The organism is Romboutsia lituseburensis (assembly GCF_024723825.1).
GTDB classification, from domain to species: Bacteria; Bacillota; Clostridia; order Peptostreptococcales; family Peptostreptococcaceae; genus Romboutsia_F; species Romboutsia_F lituseburensis_A.
This window is the reverse complement of record NZ_JANQBQ010000001.1, coordinates 2,909,807-2,924,231: the sequence shown is the minus strand read 5'-3', so window position 1 is coordinate 2,924,231 and position 14,425 is coordinate 2,909,807. Positions and strand designations below refer to the sequence as shown.

Here is a 14,425-nt window from a genome sequence, read left to right as displayed (position 1 = left end):
AATAATAATTATTATTGTTTTTTTCTATAATATATGTTTTTGTATTCACTAAATCTATAACTATTTTTCATGAAAATATTTTATGTTATTTGAATTAAATTTTAACCTCACATTTTCTCCAATTTCTAAAGAGTCATTATTACTGGATAACTTTAATTTTTGCTCATCACAGTTAACTTCATAGTAAGTCTTATCTCCAGCATACCTTTTTTTTGTAATAGTAAACATATTAGTATCATTTTCTTTTACTAAATCTAAAATTATATCTTCTTTCGATATCATTATTTCTATCTCTTCATAGCTCTCATTGTTATTTAAATCTATATTTATATTATCAGCCTTAAATATTCCATTAACTAGTTTACCTTTTATATAATTTCTTTCTCCAAATATATTTGCGACTTCTTTTGTTTTTGGATTTTTATATAAATTATATGGTGTATCAAATTGCTTTATTTCTCCGTCTAACATTACGGCTATTCTATCACTCATAATTAACGCTTCTTCTTTATCATGAGTTACTAATACTGTAGTTATATTATATTTTTTTTGAATTTCTAAAACAAACTCTCTCATCTCATTTCTCAAATTTATATCTAAACTTGAGAAAGGTTCATCTAATAATAATATCTTCGGATTTATAGCTAATGCTCTAGCTATAGCTATCCTTTGTTTCTGTCCTCCTGATAATTCTAATGGATATTTATATTTTTCACTTGATAATTTTATTATCTCTAATAGTTTTGATACTCTAGAATCAATATCTTTTTTAGGCATTTTCTTTGCTTTTAATCCAAATGCTATATTTTCATATATATTCATATGAGGAAATAAAAGATATTCTTGAAAAACAATTACGGCATCTCTTTTTTCTGTTTTTAATTTTAAAACTGATTTATTATCAAATAATATATCCCCTTCCTCCGGATTTAATAGCCCTGCTATTAATTTCAATGTAGTACTTTTACCACACCCCGATGGACCTAACAAAGATATTAATTCTCCATCTTTTATATTTATATTTATATTATTTAGTACTTTTCTTTTGTCAAAAGATTTACTCACACTTAAAATTTTAACTTCAGACATTCTATTTCCTCTCTAATTTAATCTATTAACTTGATTTTAGACTTAAAAAATTTATTAACTATACTCTGCATTATAAATAACACTATTAAACTTATAGCTATAAATACTACACTGTACAATGATGACAAAAGCCTATCTCCGCTTTGTACATATGGAAACATAACCATAGGATAAGTTATAATTCGTCCTCCTCCTATAAGCATCGTTAAGAAATACTGACTAAATGAAATTATAAAGCACATGCTAAATGCACTCATAATTCCTGGAGCTAAAAGTGGTAATGTAATTTTCATAAAAACATATTTTTTATTTGCACCTAAAGTTTTTGCCTGTATTTCAAACTTATTTCCTACAATTTGATAAGTATCACTAAGTATTCTTACTGCATAAGGAATACAAGGTATAATATTTATAATAATTACACCTAGTAGTGTGTTCGCTATATTTAATTTTAGAAAAGTTATATGTATTCCCATAGCAACTGAAATTAATGGAATTATTATAGGTGATAATATTAATAATTCTATTAATTTTTTTCCTTTAAAATTATATATAATTAAAGAATGAGCTGCAGGTATACTAATTAAAATTGTAATTAATGATACTATAATAGATATAATCAAACTATCTATCAAAATTATTAAATTTTCTTTATTTAAGATATATTCTACTCCTCTTAGTGAATACTCACCTGGTATTAGCCTCGGATAAACCCAAGAACTAGTAAATCCCCATATTGTAAGTATTATAATCGGTATAAATATACTTAACATAGCCAAATATATAACTAATTTTCTTAATTTATTATTCATAAAAACTCCTATAATTTAAATTTATATAGTTTATTAAATACTTTATTATATAAAATTAATAAAATAACACTTGATAACGATATCATTACATTTATCCCCATCGAAAGCGGTCTTTGATATAAATCCGAACTGGAATATATCAAGTATGCATATACAGGAAGTGTTTGTAAAGATGATGGTCCAATTAAAAATGGTACTTCAAATGATCCAAATGAAAATGAAAATAATATTAAAAAAGATGAAATTATACTAGGCATAGCTGTCGGTAGAACTATACGTTTAAATACTTGTATTTCGCTCGCTCCCAAATTTTTAGCCACTAATTCCATTTCTTCACTTTTAGATTTTAAGATACCATATACCGTTATTATCACATATGGAATTCCTTTCCATATATATGTCATAATTATACCTAATCCATGTTGATCTAGTACTAGTTGCATAAATTGAGATGAATCATTTATTATTCCTAAATTATATAATATCCTCGATATTATTCCACTTTGTGAAAATATAATAATTACAATTACTACAGCTACAATGTGTGGAACTATTATAGGCAGTTTAAATATGCCCTTCCTTAATTTAGTTTGTTTACTTTTAGATAGAAAATATGAAACTAAAACTCCTATAAGAACAGATATAAGGGATGATATCAAAGCTATTTTTAATGTAAATAAAAAAGATTTAATAAAATTTTTATCTCTAAATATCTCCTCATAATATTTAAATGTTAACTCATTTAATCCAATTTGAGGAAAATATCCTAAACTTTGTCCTACGCAAGTGAATATTCCAACTCCCATAACAAAAGCTAGTAGCATTGTTACAGGAGTTATATATATATATGGTTTTATTTTATTTAGCACTTTCTAGAACCTCTTCAGTCCATATTTTTTCTATTATTGGTACTAGTCCAGCCTTTAGCTCTGGAACTGAATTTTCTATTACTATAGAGTTGTCAAACATCTTCTTCTCATCATTATTTAACTTATTGATATCTATAATCGATGCATCTCCCCAATTATTTATATTTGATTTTGAAGATTGTGCTTCTAATCCTAATAAGTAGTTAATTAAAACTATTGCCCCTTCAGGATTTGGACTTGTTTTGGGAACAGTTAAAAAATGAGTATTGCCTAAGCTTCCTTTATCAAATTTAACTTTTTTTGTTTCTTTATCAAATTCACCACTTTCTATTCTCTTAAATACGCTTGATGGCGCATATGTCATTGTAAAATAAACTTCATTGTCTGAGTACATATTATCTAATTGTGATAATGTAGATGGATATGTCGCACCTTTATTCCATAAATATGGCTTTATTTCATTTAAATAATCTATTGCTGGCTTTATAGCTTCTTTAACTTTAGCTTCATCCTCTGGCAGATTTTTTACATTTTCATATCCCACAACATCATAAATTATATTTCTTACAAATGCACTTCCTGTAAAATCAGGTAATGCTGGATATGTAAATTTACCTGGATATTTTTTTATTATGTTTTTAAGTTCCTCTGCACTCTTTATACTTTCATTTACATTCTTATTATTTTTTAATATAGCAAACTGAGATTTACCCCAAGGAGCTTCCATCTCAGAAGTATTTGTACCAAAATCAACATTAATATCATCTGATTTTGTATCTACGTATTTTTCAAAATTTTCAAGTTTTTTAGTAAATGATCCTAATAATAAATCATTTTCTTTTGCATTTTTAAAGTTTTCTCCGTTTATCCATACTACATCTATGGTCCCATTAGCATTTTCAACCTGTTTTTCAGTTATTAATTGATTGAGTATGTTATCAATATCCATTCCAACCCTTTTAACTGTAATATCATACTTTTCTTTCATTTGAGGTATTACATTTTGATCAAACCATTTGTTCATCACCTCATCGCCACCATAACCATAAAAACTAACAGTACTTCCTTTTGCCGACTCAATAATTTCATCTTGAGTTTTACTTAAAACGTCTTGTTTGTCAACTTCATTAGTTTTTTTCGAACACCCAACTACACTAAATACAACTAAAATAATTGCCATCATTATCGATAATATTTTTTTCATAATTTTCCTCCTAAATATTTTTATATTCAGTATATCATTTTTCCCAAAAAACAAAAGAGATACCTAAGGTATCTCTTTTTTTTAATATGAATTATATTCCATCTTCTGAAAATACTACTTTTTTTACTTGTGGCCTTATACTATTAATACCGGCATCTTTTATAGATTCACTATCCAAATCAAAGCCTAAAGATACCATCATTGCAGCTTCTACAAGCATTGGTAAATTAGTTCCACAAAGAACTTCTATATTTGAATGTTCTAAAGTTAACTCGCTACTTACTTTAAATGGAGTTCCACCTACTAAATCTGTAAAAATATATACTTTACCTTCTATATGTTCTACAAATGTTTTTATTTCAGATTTTAAACTTTCTGGAAATTTTTCTTCCGTAAAATCTATAGGTTTTACAAAATCATAATTTCCTACTATTAAATCTAAGCTAGTTTTTAATCCTGATGCAAACTTTCCATGACCAGTTATTATAATCATTTTTATCCCCCTAGAATATACCTATAAATGCACCTGCTATACCTATTACAACTAATACTAATATATTTATTAATGGAGATACATTTCTCTTAACTAATCCATACATACCAAATGTTACAGCAAGAGGTAGTAGACATGGCATTATAGAATCTAATATTTTTTGTAAATCTATAGTACCTGACATACTTAAGTATTCTGGAGTAACTAATGTTACACTTACATATGAAGCTATTAAAGCGCCTACAACTATCATACCAAGTACTGTAGCTGCTCTTGTAAATTCCTTAGCATTTTTAGTAAGCTTAGCTATCCCTTCAACACCTACTTTATATGACCAGTGCATCAATCCAAATCTCAATCCTAAATGAACAATATTGAATAATATAAAGAATATAATAGGTCCTAAAATACTACCTTGAAGGGAAAGATTAGCTCCTATACCAGCTGATATTGGTAATAGAGTAAACCAGAATATTGCATCTCCTATTCCGCCTAGAGGACCCATTGCCGCAACTCTTAAAGCACGTATAGTTTGAACATCTGATTTTTTTTGCTCAAGAGATAATACTATCCCCATAACGAAAGTTATTAAAAATGGATGGCAGTTAAAAAACTCTAAATTGTGTTTCATTGATGTTGATAAATCTTCCTTATTTTTGTGTATTTTCTTTAATCCTGGAAGTATTGAATATAACCAACCTCCAGCTTGCATTCTTTCATAATTAAATGATGCTTGTAAAAACATAGATCTCCAAGCCATTTGGTTTAACGTTTTATTATCAAGATTTTCACCTTCAGTTTTGTCTATATATTCTTTCTGTCCTCTCATCATAGTTTCAGTATTAGATGCCATCTGTCATACCTCCTCCTGTATTTTTAGTTTTCATACTTATGTGGAAGTCATAAACTGCTGCTGCTATACCTACCATAGCTATAGCTAAAAGTGGTAATTTTCCATATGCTACTAATACAAATCCTAATATCATAAATATTGCATATTCTTTGCTTAACATAACTTTAAGTAACATTGCAAATCCTAATGCAGGCATCATTTTTCCAGCTGCAGTTAATCCATTCCAAACTTGTATAGGTAATACTTTAGTTAAAGTTTCGCCTATCGTCTGACCTGCTAATAATCCAGCTAAAACTATTAATGCAAACAATAATGCTAATATTCCCATAGCCATATAGTTAACTTTATCTATACCAGCTGGGTTCCCTTCTGCTGCTGCCTTGTCACATAATCCCATTAAAGGTGACATTACTGTAAATAACGCTGTAACAGCATATTGACCTAGTAATGCAAATGGTATTGCTAAAGGTAATGCTGCTGCAGTATCTAGCCCTGATTGAATAGCAAATACTGTAGCCATTATTCCACCTATAACAGCATTTGGTGGTTGAGCCCCTCCAACAGGCATCGCTCCTATCATCATAAGTTCATAAGAACCACCAACTATAAGTCCTGTTTGTAAATCCCCCATTATAGCCCCTACTATCGGTCCAATTACTATAGGTCTATATAAAGACTCCAAGAAATTGAATTGATCCACTGCAGCTATCATTGTTACTATTAGAATAAGACCAATCTGGATAAAACTTAATTCCATAAACATTTACCCCCTTATTTAAATAATTCATCTATATTCTCAGCAGACTCACTAGGAACTCTCCTGATTTCTAGCTCTACCCCTAACTCCTTAAGTTTCTTAAAGGCTTCGACGTCTTTATCATCTACACACACAGCCTTAGACACTTGTCTTTTACCTTCTGCCATATGCATATTTCCTATATTGACTTTCTTTATAGGTACTCCTCCCTCTGCTAATTTAAGTACATCTTGAGGATTTTCACATATTATTGCTATATGCTGAGCATCACTTGCTTTGTGTATTATATTTATAGTTTTTTCTATACTAAAATATCTTGTTTGAGCAAAACTCGGCGCTGCCATATCCATAAGTCCCTGTCTAAATTCATTAGTTGCAACTTCATCATTAGCAACTAATAGCAAGTTAGCTCCAACACTTGATGACCACATTGTGGCTACTTGACCATGTATTAATCTGTTATCAATTCTTGTTAGTACTATATTTGGCATAATCTCCACCCCTTATAAATTAAATATGATTACTCGTTCTACAATTTTAGGAAATCGTTCCTTTTTATAATTTAATTGTAGTATCCTTTATCTTTTATGTATTTGTAATTTTGTCTTTTGTATTTGTCTTTTTGTATTTAACTAAATGGCTCTCTTTATAAGTATCTATATGTTAAATTTACTTTTTATACAACCATAATTTGAATAAATTTTTACTAGATTAGATCAAGTCCTCAACGACTTCGTCTGTTTCTCAAAAATGTATTTTTACGCTAGTCACAATATCTGGTATTACTCAATTACAGTAATTATCCAAAGACTCTGAAGTATCATAATTTCCTTAAGCAAAAAAACACCTATTTAACTAAAAGTATTCTTATATTAGACTACTTAAGCTAAATAGGTGTTTAATTAAAATTATTTATTTTTAGCAAGCTTCAGTTTCTTCAAACTGGCTATTATAAAGTTCTGAATAGAACCCATTTGTATTTAATAATTCATCATGGCTTCCTTGTTCTACTATATCTCCATCCTTCATCACTAATATTAAGTCTGCATTTCTTATTGTTGATAGCCTATGAGCTATTATAAAGCTTGTTCTATCTGCCATAAGATTTTCCATTGCTTGTTGTATTAGTACTTCTGTACGTGTATCTACAGAACTTGTTGCTTCATCAAGTATTAATATCTTAGGATCCGCAAGTATTGCTCTAGCTATTGTTAATAACTGTTTTTGACCTTGAGATATATTGTTAGCTTCTTCATTTATTTCCATATTATATCCATCAGCTAATGTTTTTATAAAATGATGTGCATGAGCTAACTTAGCAGCTTTTACTACATCATCATTACTAGCTTCTAATTTTCCATATCTTATATTTTCCATGATACTACCATTAAATAACCAAGTATCTTGCAGTACCATACCAAACATACTTCTTAAATCATCACGAGTAAAATCTTTTAAATCATGACCATCTATTAATATATTCCCACTATTTAATTCATAGAATCTCATAAGTAATTTTACTATAGTTGTTTTACCAGCCCCTGTTGGACCTACTATAGCAACCTTTTGACCTGGTTTTATATTAACAGAAAAATCATTTATTATTGTATGATCTTCGTTATATCCAAAATGAACATTTTTAAATTTAACTTCACCTTTTATATTCTCAGTTGAAGCAGGATTTGTTGTATCAGCTTCTTCCTCGCCTTCTCCTAAAAACTCAAATACTCTTTCAGCCGCAGCTGCTGTTGCTTGCATTACATTGGCTATCTGAGCACTTTGAGCTATAGGTTGAGTGAATGACTTAGTATATTGTATAAATGATAATATATCACCAACTTGTATAGTTTTCTTTATTGTTAAGTATCCACCCATTATGGCTACCATTACATATCCTAAGTTACCTATAAATGTCATTATTGGCATCATCATTCCTGATAAGAATTGAGACTTCCAAGCTGAGTTATATAAAGTATCATTTAACTCATCAAATTCAGCTATAGCTTTTTCCTCACCATTAAATGCCTTCATTATAGTATGACCACTATAAATTTCTTCTACGTGACCATTTGTATGACCTAAGTATTCTTGTTGTGATTTAAAGTGTTTTTGTGATTTTTTTACTACTATCATTATAAATATTAAAGACATAGGTATTATCACTAAACTTACTAATGTCATACTTACACTTATTGATAACATCATTATAAGTACCCCTATAATAGTTGTTATTGATGTTATCATCTGAGATAATATTTGATTTAAGTTTTGACTTATTGCATCTACATCATTAGTTACTCTTGATAAAACTTCTCCATGAGTCTTTTTATCAAAGTAATTAAGAGGTAATCTATTTATTTTTTCAGATATTTCTTTTCTTAAGTTATAAGATACTTTTTGAGATATATCTGATGTTACAAAAGTTTGTATAAATGAAAATACTGCACTTATAACATACAATACAGATAGCATAGTTAATGTTTTTAAAATCGAATCAAAATCTATACCATTTCCAGTTCCACTAACCTTAGCAACTAATCCTTCAAATATCTCTGTTGTTGCGTTACCTAATATTTTAGGTCCTACTATATTAAAGGCCGCACTTCCTATTGCAAATATTACAACAAATATCATAGCTATTTTATATGGCTTTAAATGCTGTAGTAATTTTTTCATTGTTCCTTTAAAGTCTTTTGCTTTTTCAGTTCCACCCATGCCATGACCCATAGGGCCACCCATTGGACCTCCTGCTCTTTTCCTTCTTGGATTACTCATGTGCTAACTCCTCCTTTGAAAGCTGAGATAGTGCTATTTGTTTGTATACTTCACAATCTTGTAGAAGTTCCTCATGTTTACCTTTACCTACCATCTTACCTTCATCAAGAACTATAATTTGGTCTGCATTCATTATAGTACTTATTCTCTGAGCTACTATTAATACTGTTGAGTCCTTAGTTTCAGGCTTTAGCTCTCTTCTAAGTTTTGCATCAGTTTTTAAATCTAAAGCAGAGAAACTATCATCAAATATAAATATATTTGGATTTTTAGCTAAAGCACGAGCTATTGAAAGTCTTTGCTTCTGACCACCTGACACATTAGTACCACCTTGAGCTATTTCAGTTTCAAATTTATCCGGTTTATCTTGTATAAACTCCATTGCTTGAGCTATTGTTGATGCTTTTTCTATTTCTTCTTTAGTCGCATCTTGTACACCATATCTTATATTGCTATCTATAGTTCCTGAGAATAAAATTCCCTTTTGAGGGACATATCCTATTTTCCCTCTAAGTTCATGTTGACTTACTTCTTTTATATTAACTCCATTTACTAATACTTCCCCTGAAGTTACATCAAAGAAACGAGGTATTAAGTTTATAAGTGTAGACTTACCACTACCTGTACTTCCTATAAATGCAGTAGTCTCACCTGGTTTAGCTGTAAAGCTTATATCACTTATTACATCATCTTCTGCATCTGGATATTTAAATGATACATTTTTAAATTCTATATATCCATCTTTTGACTTATCAAGTTTTTTAGTATCATTAGCATCCTTTATACTTATATCTGTATTTAAAACTTCACTTATACGAGTAGCTGATACAGATGCTCTTGGTAATATTACAGATAACATTGATATCATTAAGAATGACATTATTATTTGCATAGCATATTGTATAAATGCCATCATATCCCCAACTTGCATAGATCCAGCATCAACATTATGTGCACCTACCCATACTATTAATATAGTTATAATGTTCATTATTAACATCATCATTGGCATCATCATTGACATTATACGATTAACAAATGTATTTGTTTTTCTAAGAAGTCCATTTGTTTCATCAAATCTTTCTTCTTCTATTTTTTGTGTACCAAAAGCTCTTATAACTAACATTCCTGTTAAAGATTCACGTGTTACTAAGTTTAATTTATCGACTAATTTTTGAACTTTCTTAAATCTTGGTATTGCTAAACCAAATAAAACTGATACAAGAGATAATATTGCAACTACTGCAACCCCTATTATCCATGCCATTGATGTATCAGTATCTAAAACTTTTATTACTCCACCTATACCTAATATAGGAGCGTAAAATACCATTCTAACTAGCATTACCATTAAAGTTTGTATTTGTTGTATATCATTAGTACTACGAGTTATTAACGATGCTGTCGAAAACTTATCAAATTCTACATTCGAAAATCCTACAACTTTTCTAAATACATCTTTACGAAGGTTTTTACCCATTCCAGCAGCTATTTTTGCTGCTAAGAACCCAACTGTTACTGTTGCAGCCATACTTATAAGAGCTACTAGCAGCATTATTCCTCCTGATTTAAATATATAATTTGTTTGTAATTTTTCTATATCTAAACCAACTTTTTCATATTCTGATTTAACAGAATTTATTGATGCTTGAGTTAACATGCTATCATCTAATTTATTTATGTTTTTATCTATTTCTTTAGTCATTTGATCTAACTGGTCTATAGGCATTTGCTCAAGAACTGTCCATATATTCATATTTTGAGGAATATTTGGAATTGCGCCTTTTTCACTTGCCATTTCAACACCAGCTACTCTCATCATTGATTTACTCATTATTTTGTTAAGTTCATCAATAGTTGCTTCATCTTTAGTGTTTAATTTATAAATTGGTTGATTTTTAAGAGCTGGATATTGCTTTACTTCTTTATCATACTCTTCTTTACTCAATTTATTTTTATCTAATAATGTGTAGCTTTTTTCTATTTTTTCTTTGTCACTATTGTTCATGAACAGTGTATTTTTATTTAATTCACTTTCACGAATCACTTTAGGAACTGCATTTTCTATACCACTTTGCTGAATTCCAACATTTACAATATTTGATGTATAGTCTGGCAATGAAAGATCACATACCGCTTGAACTACTAGTAGCATAACTACTGCCACAATCGAAACTATAAATGGTTTTAAGTACCTAAAAATCTTAAACATTCCTCGTTCTCTGCCTCCATATTACTTAAATTTAAATATAAACTAAAAAAATTATATTTTTTATCCATTAAAAATAATTTTAGTATATAATATTATTAGTTATATTAATTAATAGTTATACATTTTAACTATTATACTTTTTAAGTATATATAAGTTTACAAAAAAGTCAATGATTTAAATATGAATTTTATATTAAATTTTTGTAGCTAAATTTAATGTAACGTTTACATATTTTTAAAGACTTATATTTAATTATTATACAGTTAAAATTTATGCAAATACATTTACATAACAATGATTTTAATGTTAAAATTTTAATTCATAACAAATTACTTTAATTAATTTATAGAGTCATTGTTAAAAATTATATTTAATTATAAAGCCTATAGTAGGTACGTTATATATTTAGTTTATTAAGATGTAACTTAAGTATAATTTAATGTATTATAATAAGAATAATACAATGGAGGTATTTATTAATGAATGATACAAAATTAGAATTAATAGTTCAAAATTTCATAACTATTATGCCACTGTTTCAGAAAAAATTAATAAGAAGAAATTGTGGATTTGCACATGATACATTTAATCATTCTCAATTTCAAATAATGGCAGTTTTAAAAGATACTGGTAAGCAACCCATATCTGAGGTAGCAAAAAAATTATTAATTTCAACACCTAATATGACCAAACTTTTAAATAAACTTATAGATGAAGACATGATAGAGAGATTTCCTGATCAGAAAGATAGAAGAATTATAAATATTGATTTGACAGAAAAAGGACATACTTATCTAGATGCAAAGTTTGAAAACGTTAAATTAACTTTAAAAGAAAGATTATCACCTTTACCAGATGGTCAAAAAGATAAGCTACTTATTTCTTTAGAAAATTTAAAAGAAGTATTAACAGAAATAAGCTCAGAAGATTAAATCTGAGCTTTTAAATTTAAATTTTTTATTTCTTTTATTTCTTGCAATATTATTAATACACTACTTAGTGTTATTTTTGTTTTTAAATCTTTAATTTCACTTATATATTTTTGTATTGTTTCAAATTTATTTTCTAAAGACTCTCCTTGGTTTATTATCAATTGATTTACAGATGATAAAATTTTATTTGCATATTTAGGGTTTATCTTTTCTTTAGCTATCCAAGTATATAACTCATATACATTTGTAACTAAAAGTCTTTGTTCTTTTATTATTTTTGCACTTATTTCATTTTTTGATATCTGACTATTCAGCATAGCTTTATTTTCTATAAATGAAGTTATTATAAATAAGTTTTTGATAGTATTTATCTGTTTATTACCATTAGCTATATTGTATATTTCTGATATCATTTCTTTAATTACACTATCATACATTTCTTTTAATTCGTTTATAGAATCCTCTAATCTATAAGGTAGTACAAACGCATTTATTAATATAGCTAAAGCCATGCCAATTAAAACAAATAAAATTCTATCTATTGTTAATTCCTGTACATTTCCTACCAAAGCGGCTGATCCTATAGCAGATACCGTCGTACATATCATACTATATTTATATTTGACAGTGTAATTAGATATATATCCAGTCAACATGATTATAACTAATCTACTTGTAGAATCTTTAAATATTCCAAATAACACTAATATAATCACAGCTCCTATTAATGTTGCTACAATTCTATCTTTTGTCTTTGATTTAGATACCTCATAAATAGGATTTATTAACGACAATAATGTAAATACTATCCAACGACCTTCTGTGAATTTAAAATAATCCATTATAAATGCACCAAGAGTTATACCTGTAGCCACTCTAATAGCATAACAAAATCTTATAGATTTAGTTTTTGAAAAAGCTATTTTAAATATACTATGCTTGAAATTTTCTGGTTTTTTTCCTATTCTATGTATCTTATTAAAATTAGATTTATCTAAGTTTCTTAGTTCTCCAATACTATCACATAATAAAATTATACTGTCTAGCATTTGTAGTGAATATAAATCATCTATACCTTCGTCTTCACATTCAACTAATAAATGCTTCATCTTTTTTGACAATTTTTCGTAATCATTATCTTGTAATACAGCTTTAACTTCTTCTAAAAATAATTCTAAATTATTTATAATAAAAGCTACTTCTGACAAATCATTTATTTTATCTAATAACATATTTATTGATTCTAAAGAAACTGATAGATTTAATTTTATTCTTGCTTCTTCCGTTAAATAAAAATCCGATTCCCTTTTATCATATATCATACTTCTAAAAGAATTTAATTGTAAATTTATATCCTCTTTTAAAGTACTAATATCACCATTAGTTTTTAATAATTCAATTTTATATAATATACTATTACATATACTAATTAAAATTTTGTCTCCACTTTTTTTAATTTTATTCTTATTAGCAATTATCTGAGCAAACATTATAACTAATGCTCCAAATACTAACGATGCTAACCTAATAGATATTAAATTTTGTGGTATTGGATTTGCTAATAAAAATAAATACTGTAATGAAAACGGTAAGTACATTGAATTTCTCAAACTATAGCAAAGTAAGTAACTTATAGTAAATAAAGTTATAAAATTTACAGGTATTCCTAGCCACATATTTGAAGCTGCTAAAACTGATGATATACCTATAAATAAATTCAATACTATCAATCTAGCTGTATTTTTTAGAGGTGATAATGTTAAGTCTCGATGTAAAAGCATTAATGTTGCTGTAATAGTTGTAACACCTACAAGTGTATTTTCATCTCCAAATATAGTTTTGAAAAAAATTACAAATGCTACTATAAAAATAAATAACATGGTTTTTGATAAAATTGTTTTTTTGTCCATATGATCATCCCTTTCTGATAATATTATCATTTTAATGTATATCATTTTTTAATTCCAACAGGACAATTTATCGATGTGTAGATTATATGCCTTTTATATTTTTTGTGTGTTATATATATTTTACATTAGTTTGTTATAGATATACTTATTTGCACAAAAATAGTGCCTAGTAACTTTTGTAATAGGCACTTATTTCTAAACATAATTATTTTTGTTCTTGATCTTGTGGATCAATTTCTGGAATAATATCTGTAGAGTTTTCAATTTGATTTTTATGTTTTCCTGGTATATCTAAAGCTGTAGAACGACCAAAATAATAACCAAGGACCATACTAAATACAGGTATAAATTGTTCTTGAGTAACTTTTCCTTCTATACTTAAATAACAAAAAACTATAGTCAATAAAAGTGCAATTATTTTTCTAACACTTCCAAATATATTGAACAAAAATCCATCTTTATCTATTTTAGAATTCATCTCATTCACCTCTTACAACTAATATATTCAGGTGAATTAA

The 14,425-nt window shown here is 27.7% G+C and carries 13 protein-coding genes; 1 reads left to right on the top strand and 12 read right to left on the bottom strand.

What is annotated here, in order from left to right; translation table 11 throughout:
- Positions 1-60 precede the first annotated feature (60 nt).
- From NWE74_RS14245 to NWE74_RS14200, 10 genes are all read right to left on the bottom strand, one after another.
- Positions 61-1,089 (bottom strand): ABC transporter ATP-binding protein, encoded by a 1,029-nt coding sequence (locus tag NWE74_RS14245; RefSeq protein WP_258243658.1) that lies wholly within the window; start codon positions 1,087-1,089, stop codon positions 61-63.
- Positions 1,090-1,106: 17 nt separating this feature from the next.
- On the bottom strand, positions 1,107-1,901 hold the full coding sequence (locus tag NWE74_RS14240) for an ABC transporter permease (protein ID WP_258243657.1): 795 nt from the start codon (positions 1,899-1,901) through the stop codon (positions 1,107-1,109).
- An 8-nt stretch (positions 1,902-1,909) separates the two neighbouring features.
- The gene (locus NWE74_RS14235; RefSeq protein WP_258243656.1) at positions 1,910-2,770 is read right to left on the bottom strand and encodes an ABC transporter permease; all 861 of its coding nucleotides are present in this window, start codon (positions 2,768-2,770) and stop codon (positions 1,910-1,912) included.
- Positions 2,760-3,974, bottom strand: coding sequence for an ABC transporter substrate-binding protein (locus NWE74_RS14230; RefSeq protein ID WP_258243655.1), 1,215 nt, complete (start codon positions 3,972-3,974; stop codon positions 2,760-2,762). The genes NWE74_RS14235 and NWE74_RS14230 overlap by 11 nt, the downstream gene beginning before the upstream one ends.
- A 91-nt stretch (positions 3,975-4,065) precedes the next feature.
- Positions 4,066-4,467 (bottom strand): PTS sugar transporter subunit IIA, encoded by a 402-nt coding sequence (locus NWE74_RS14225; protein ID WP_258243654.1) that lies wholly within the window; start codon positions 4,465-4,467, stop codon positions 4,066-4,068.
- A 10-nt stretch (positions 4,468-4,477) separates the two neighbouring features.
- Positions 4,478-5,320 carry a PTS system mannose/fructose/sorbose family transporter subunit IID gene (locus NWE74_RS14220; RefSeq protein ID WP_330666387.1) on the bottom strand — a complete coding sequence of 281 codons (843 nt, stop codon included), beginning with the start codon at positions 5,318-5,320 and terminating at the stop codon, positions 4,478-4,480.
- A complete protein-coding gene (locus NWE74_RS14215) occupies positions 5,310-6,077 on the bottom strand; it encodes a PTS mannose/fructose/sorbose/N-acetylgalactosamine transporter subunit IIC (protein ID WP_258243653.1) in 768 nt (255 codons plus the stop codon). Before NWE74_RS14215 ends, NWE74_RS14220 begins: the two co-directional genes overlap by 11 nt.
- A 14-nt stretch (positions 6,078-6,091) precedes the next feature.
- Entirely contained in the window at positions 6,092-6,568 is a 477-nt protein-coding gene (gene agaB, locus NWE74_RS14210) for a PTS galactosamine transporter subunit IIB (RefSeq protein ID WP_258243652.1), read from the bottom strand.
- Positions 6,569-6,995: 427 nt separating this feature from the next.
- Positions 6,996-8,852: an ABC transporter ATP-binding protein gene (locus NWE74_RS14205; RefSeq protein WP_258243651.1), complete on the bottom strand. Its 1,857-nt coding sequence runs from the start codon at positions 8,850-8,852 to the stop codon at positions 6,996-6,998.
- On the bottom strand, positions 8,845-11,064 hold the full coding sequence (locus NWE74_RS14200; RefSeq protein ID WP_258243650.1) for an ABC transporter ATP-binding protein: 2,220 nt from the start codon (positions 11,062-11,064) through the stop codon (positions 8,845-8,847). The genes NWE74_RS14205 and NWE74_RS14200 overlap by 8 nt, the downstream gene beginning before the upstream one ends.
- Positions 11,065-11,544: 480 nt before the next feature.
- Here NWE74_RS14200 and NWE74_RS14195 point away from each other — a divergent pair, with 480 nt between their 5' ends.
- The gene (locus NWE74_RS14195) at positions 11,545-11,997 is read left to right on the top strand and encodes a MarR family winged helix-turn-helix transcriptional regulator (RefSeq protein ID WP_258243649.1); all 453 of its coding nucleotides are present in this window, start codon (positions 11,545-11,547) and stop codon (positions 11,995-11,997) included.
- On the opposite strand, the gene NWE74_RS14190 is transcribed toward NWE74_RS14195, so the two are convergent.
- Positions 11,994-13,907 (bottom strand): FUSC family protein, encoded by a 1,914-nt coding sequence (locus NWE74_RS14190; protein WP_258243648.1) that lies wholly within the window; start codon positions 13,905-13,907, stop codon positions 11,994-11,996. The two genes, NWE74_RS14195 and NWE74_RS14190, sit on opposite strands and share 4 nt — an antisense overlap.
- 205 nt (positions 13,908-14,112) lie before the next feature.
- Positions 14,113-14,385 carry a hypothetical protein gene (locus NWE74_RS14185; RefSeq protein WP_258243647.1) on the bottom strand — a complete coding sequence of 91 codons (273 nt, stop codon included), beginning with the start codon at positions 14,383-14,385 and terminating at the stop codon, positions 14,113-14,115.
- Between the last annotated feature and the right edge of the window lie 40 nt (positions 14,386-14,425).